We start from the raw sequence: 5046 nt of genomic DNA on the forward strand, positions 1-5046 counted from the left end.
GCGGCGGCCAGCGCGAAGCCCCCGGCCAGCAGGCGGCGGCGGCCGGTCATGCCACGGCCTCGGGCGCGACAGCGGTGGGCGTGACAGCCGTGGGCGCGAGGCGCGCGGCGACATCGGCGGCCAGGGCGCGCCACTCGGCCAGTTCCGGCTGGCCCGGCTTGCGCGCGCCGAACAGCATGGCGATCACCTCGCCCGCCGCGTCCAGCAGCTCGATGGAGGTGACGGGGCCATCCTCGGTCGGCTTGGTGATGTGCCAGGCCTCGGCCACGCCCTCCTCCCGCAGATGCAGGTTGAAATCCGGGTCCAGCACGTTGAACCAGCCGCCGCGCTCCAGGATGCGCTGCACCGGGCCGGTGTGGATCTGGATGGCGCCGCGATTGCCGACGAAGACCATCACCGGCACGCCGCGCTCGGCCGCCAGGGTGAGCGCCAGGCCGCCCGCCGCCGGGGCGAGGGGGCGGGCGAGATCCTGGCCGGCGAGGCGGAAGGCCTGCCGCCGGCTGGCGCCGTGCTGGCGCAGCAGCGGGAAGAAATCATGCGTGTCGCGCAGCGCCAGCCAGCCCTCGCGCAGGGCCGCGCCATCCACCGCGGTTTCGGCGGGCGGCGCCTCGGGGGCGGCGGGCTCGGCCGGGGGCAGGGCGGCCTGCGGGTCGGCGAAGGTTTTTTCCAGTTGGCTCCAGGCGGCGCGGTCCGTGCCCTCGGCGGCGTAGAGCTTGAACACGGCGACGCCCTGGCGGTCGAAGATCTGCAGCGAGGGGCGCTCCCCGCCCAGGGCGAAGCCATGCGCCCAGCGGCCGGGGAAGAGGCGCAGGTCGATCTCCGGACCGACCACCAGGATATGGCCAGGGCCGGCGGAGACATCGCGCACCGTGCCGTAGCGCTCATGCACCGCCATCTCGTTGCGCGTCAGCGCCATGACGCGGCCAAGGGCGGGCATGGCGGCGAAGAGCGCGCCCCAGTCCGGCCGCAGCGGGGTGACGGGGCCGAGCGCGCCGCTGGCCAGCAGCGCGGCTTCCGTGGTGCCGAGGCGGGCGGCGGCGTCGCGCGCCCGCAGATGGGGGGTGCTGGCCTGCAGGGCCTGGAAGCGCGCGGGGAGGGAGGTGGTCACGGTCTGTCTCCGTTCGACAGGGGGGGGCGGGGCGTTTTGATATGAAAATAAGAATTATTCTCATTTAAAAGCGCGGCGGGAGCCGCCGGGCAAGGCGCCGCCTGCCTGCCCCGGCGGAATAGGCCGCCAGTGTTGCAAATGAGTCGCATTAAAGACAAGGCGCATCGCATCGGCGCCCCCTTTGGCTCTTGCCGCGCGGAAACTTGCGCTATATCAATTTTCAGTATTTCCTGAAATTCCAGAACTGTCAGGATGTCATGAACCTCCCTCCCATCGCCCAGGCCTTCGTGCTGCATTTCGGCGAGATGGGCAGCCGCTGGGGCATCAACCGCACCGTCGGCCAGATCTACGCCCTGCTCTACATCTCGCCCGCCCCGCTGAATGCCGAGCAGATCGTCGAGGCGCTGGGCGTCTCGCGCTCCAACGTCTCCATGGGCCTGCGCGAGCTGCAGGCCTGGAACCTGATCATCCCCAAGCACATCCCCGAGGATCGGCGCGACCATTTCACCACGCCGGACGATGTCTGGCAGATCCTGCGCACCCTGGCGGAGGAGCGGAAGAAGCGCGAGGTGGACCCCACCCTCTCCGTCCTGCGCGAACTCCAGATGCAGCAGCCGGGCAATGAGCAGGAGCGCTTCGCCCAGGCGCGCATCGCCGAGATGCACGGGCTGATCGAGCAGCTCACCACCTGGTACGAGGATGTGAAGCGCCTGGAGACGGAGCGCCTGGCCTCGCTCCTCGCCCTCGGCGCCAAGGTGACGCGGCTGCTGGAGGCCAAGGACCGCATCGTCTCCCTCGGCCGCGCCCGGCGCGGCACCCCCGACAGCGCGGAGTAGGCAGCATGGACCCCACCCTCCTCGCCCGCATCCAGTTCGCGGCGAATATCTCCTTCCATATCCTCTTCCCCACCGTGACCATCGCCCTCGGCTGGGTGCTGCTGTTCTTCAAGCTGCGCTTCAACCGCACGGGGGATGCGGCCTGGATGGACGCCTACCGCTTCTGGGTGAAGGTCTTCGCGCTGTCCTTCGCCCTCGGCGTCGTCTCCGGCATCACCATGAGCTTCCAGTTCGGCACCAACTGGCCGGGCTTCATGCAGCATGTCGGCAATATCGCCGGGCCGCTGCTGGCCTATGAGATCCTGACGGCCTTCTTCATGGAGGCCACCTTCCTCGGCATCATGCTCTTCGGCTTCCGCCGCGTGCCGGGCTGGCTGCACACCCTGGCCACCTTCCTCGTCGCCTTCGGCACCACGATCAGCGCCTTCTGGATCATCGTGCTGAATTCCTGGATGCACACGCCGCAGGGCTTCGAGCTGCGCGACGGCGTGGCCCATGCGACGGACTGGCTGGCCATCATCCTCAACCCCTCCATGCCCTACCGCCTGACGCATATGCTGATCGCCTCGGCGCTGACGGTGGGCTTCCTGGTGGCCGGGCTCTCCGCCTGGCGCTGGCTGAAGGGGGACCGCGCGCCGGGCGTGCGCGTGGCGCTGCGCACCGGCATCGTGCTGTCGGCCATCCTGGCGCCGGTGCAGGCCTTCGTGGGCGACCTGCACGGGCTGAACACGCTGGAGCACCAGCCGGCCAAGATCGCCGCCATGGAGGGCAACTGGACCACGGGGGGGCGCGTGCCGCTGCTGCTCTTCGCCGTGCCGGACGAGGCGGCGCGCGAGAACCGCTTCGAGATCGGCATCCCGCTGGGCGCCAGCCTGATCCTGCGCCACCACCCGGATGGCGTGGTGCCGGGGCTGGACCAGTTCGAGGGGCGCCACCCGCCGGTGAAGCCGGTCTTCTACGCCTTCCGCGTCATGGTCGGCACCGGGCTGCTGATGATCGCCATCAGCGCCGCCGCCGCCTTCTTCCTGTGGCGCCGCGGCACGCTGCCGGTGCTGCTGCTGCGCGCTCTGGCCGGCATGAGCTTCGCCGGCTGGGTGGCCACGCTGGCCGGCTGGTATGTCACCGAGATCGGCCGCCAGCCCTGGCTCGTCACCGGCGTGCTGACCACCGCCCAGGCGGCGGGGCCGGTGCCGGCGGGCCAGATCGGCCTGACGCTGGCCCTGTATCTCTCGCTCTACGCCGTGCTGCTGGCCGCCTATATCGCCGCGCTGTTCCGGCTGGCGCGCAAGGGCCGCGCCCATCCCGATGCCCATCCCGGCCGGCCGGACGCCGCGCTCGCCGCGCGCACCGCGTGAGGAGACCGCCCGCATGACCCCCTTCCTGCCCCCCGACCTGCTGCCGGTCGCCTTCGCCGCGCTGATGGCGCTCTCCGTGCTGGCCTATGTCGTGCTGGATGGCTACGACCTCGGTGTCGGCCTGCTGCTCAACGCCACGCCGGCGGAGGCGGAGCGCGACCGCATGGTCGCCTCCATCGGCCCCTTCTGGGACGCCAACGAGACCTGGCTGGTGCTCGGCGTCGGCCTGCTGCTGGTGGCCTTCCCCATTGCCCATGGCGCCATCCTGACGGCGCTGTATCTCCCGGTCGCGGTGATGCTGGCCGGGCTGATCCTGCGCGGCGTGGCCTTCGAGTTCCGCGCCAAGGCCGGCTCCGTGCCGGACAAGCGGCGCTGGGATCATATCTTCTTCGCCGGCTCGCTGCTCGCGGCGCTGGCGCAGGGCTGGATGCTCGGCCGCTACGTGCTGGGCTTCGCCGAGGGCTTCGGGGCGCAGGCCTTCGCCGCCCTCTCGGCGGTGGGGCTGGCCTCGGGCTACGCCTTCATCGGCGCCTGCTGGCTGATCTGGCGCACCGAGGGCGCCCTGCAGCGCCGCGCCGTGGCCTGGGCGCGCGCCACGCTCTGGCTGGTGGCGGCGGGCATCCTGGCGGTCTCGATCGCCACGCCGCTGGCCTCGCCGCGCATCCTGGCGCGCTGGGTGGAAATGCCCAACCTCGCCCTGCTGGCGCCGCTGCCGGCCACCACCTTCGCCCTGCTGCTCGGCCTGCACAGCCTGCTGAAGCACCTGCCGCTGCCGCAGGGCGCGCTGGAACGCCTGCCCTTCTGGGGCGCCACCGGCCTCTTCGTGCTCTCCTTCGCCGGGCTGTCCTGGTCCTTCTTCCCCTATATCGTGCCGGAGAAGCTGACCCTCTGGCAGGCCGCCGCGGCGCCGGAAAGCCTCTCGATCATCCTGGCCGGGGCGCTCTTCGTGCTGCCGGTGATCCTGCTCTACACCCTGCTCGCCTGGCGCGTCTTCGGCGGCAAGGCGGCGGATCTGCGCTACGATTGAAGGGGGGGCGCCCGTTCTTGAGAGGGGCTTCGCCCCTCTCAAACTCTCCCCACCAAAGGCCTGAGGCCTTTGGAAACCCATTCGTCAGGGCTGCCTCAGGCCCGCGCGCAGCCACCGGGCCAGCGCCATGCCCGCCAGCATGGGCAGTAGGAAGGCCAGCACTTCCGCCCCCCGCGCGCCGACCAGCACCAGGGCCGGCCCCGGGCAGATCCCGGCCAGGCCCCAGCCCACGCCGAAGAGCAAGGCCCCCAGCACCAACGGCGCATCGATCCGCCGTGCCGCGGGCAGGTGGAAGGCCGCGGCGTGCCAGGGGCGCGGCCGGCGCCAGGCCAGCCGGTAGCCCAGCGCGGCCATCCCCACCGCCCCCAGCAGGACAAAGGCCAGCGACGGGTCCCACGCCCCGCGCGCCATCCCGCCCAGATCCAGGAAGCCCAGAACCCGCGCCGGTTCCGCCATGCCCGAGAGCAGCAGGCCCAGCCCGAGCAGCAGCCCGGCGGCCAGATGCAGCAGGGCCGTCATGCGCGCGCCCCCATCAGCACGGCCACCAGCATGCCGGTGGCCAGGAACAGCGCCGTGGCCACCAGCGAGCGCGGCGCGAGCCGGGCCAGCCCGCAGACGCCATGCCCCGAGGTGCAGCCGCTGCCCAGCACCGCGCCGAAGCCCACCAGCAGCCCGGCCAGCGCCAGCAGGCCCGGGCCGCGCGGCAGCGCCGCCGTCGGC

General features: G+C 71.8%; 6 protein-coding genes. 3 read left to right on the top strand and 3 right to left on the bottom strand.

From position 1 onward, the window contains the following. Positions 1-46 precede the first annotated feature (46 nt). Positions 47-1108 carry a ChuX/HutX family heme-like substrate-binding protein gene (locus tag NON00_RS24015; RefSeq protein WP_256025319.1) on the bottom strand — a complete coding sequence of 354 codons (1062 nt, stop codon included), beginning with the start codon at positions 1106-1108 and terminating at the stop codon, positions 47-49. A 257-nt stretch (positions 1109-1365) separates the two neighbouring features. Here NON00_RS24015 and NON00_RS24020 point away from each other — a divergent pair, with 257 nt between their 5' ends. The 3 genes from NON00_RS24020 to NON00_RS24030 are packed head-to-tail and all read left to right on the top strand — an operon-like array spanning position 1366 to position 4326. Further along, complete coding sequence (locus NON00_RS24020) at positions 1366-1944, top strand: GbsR/MarR family transcriptional regulator (RefSeq protein WP_256025320.1); 579 nt, start codon at positions 1366-1368, stop codon at positions 1942-1944. Positions 1945-1949: 5 nt separating this feature from the next. Next, positions 1950-3299 carry a cytochrome ubiquinol oxidase subunit I gene (locus NON00_RS24025; protein ID WP_256025322.1) on the top strand — a complete coding sequence of 450 codons (1350 nt, stop codon included), beginning with the start codon at positions 1950-1952 and terminating at the stop codon, positions 3297-3299. 13 nt (positions 3300-3312) lie between these two features. Then, positions 3313-4326, top strand: coding sequence for a cytochrome d ubiquinol oxidase subunit II (locus NON00_RS24030; protein WP_256025324.1), 1014 nt, complete (start codon positions 3313-3315; stop codon positions 4324-4326). An 84-nt stretch (positions 4327-4410) separates the two neighbouring features. Here the strand turns inward: NON00_RS24030 and NON00_RS24035 are convergent, their stop codons facing one another. After that, positions 4411-4845 carry a DUF6691 family protein gene (locus NON00_RS24035; protein WP_256025325.1) on the bottom strand — a complete coding sequence of 145 codons (435 nt, stop codon included), beginning with the start codon at positions 4843-4845 and terminating at the stop codon, positions 4411-4413. Further along, positions 4842-5046: YeeE/YedE family protein (locus tag NON00_RS24040; RefSeq protein WP_256025326.1), on the bottom strand; the 205-nt coding region annotated here is incomplete at its 5' end. The genes NON00_RS24035 and NON00_RS24040, both read right to left, overlap by 4 nt.

The sequence above is a fragment of the Roseomonas sp. GC11 genome (assembly GCF_024437745.1).
GTDB lineage: Bacteria > Pseudomonadota > Alphaproteobacteria > Acetobacterales > Acetobacteraceae > Pseudoroseomonas.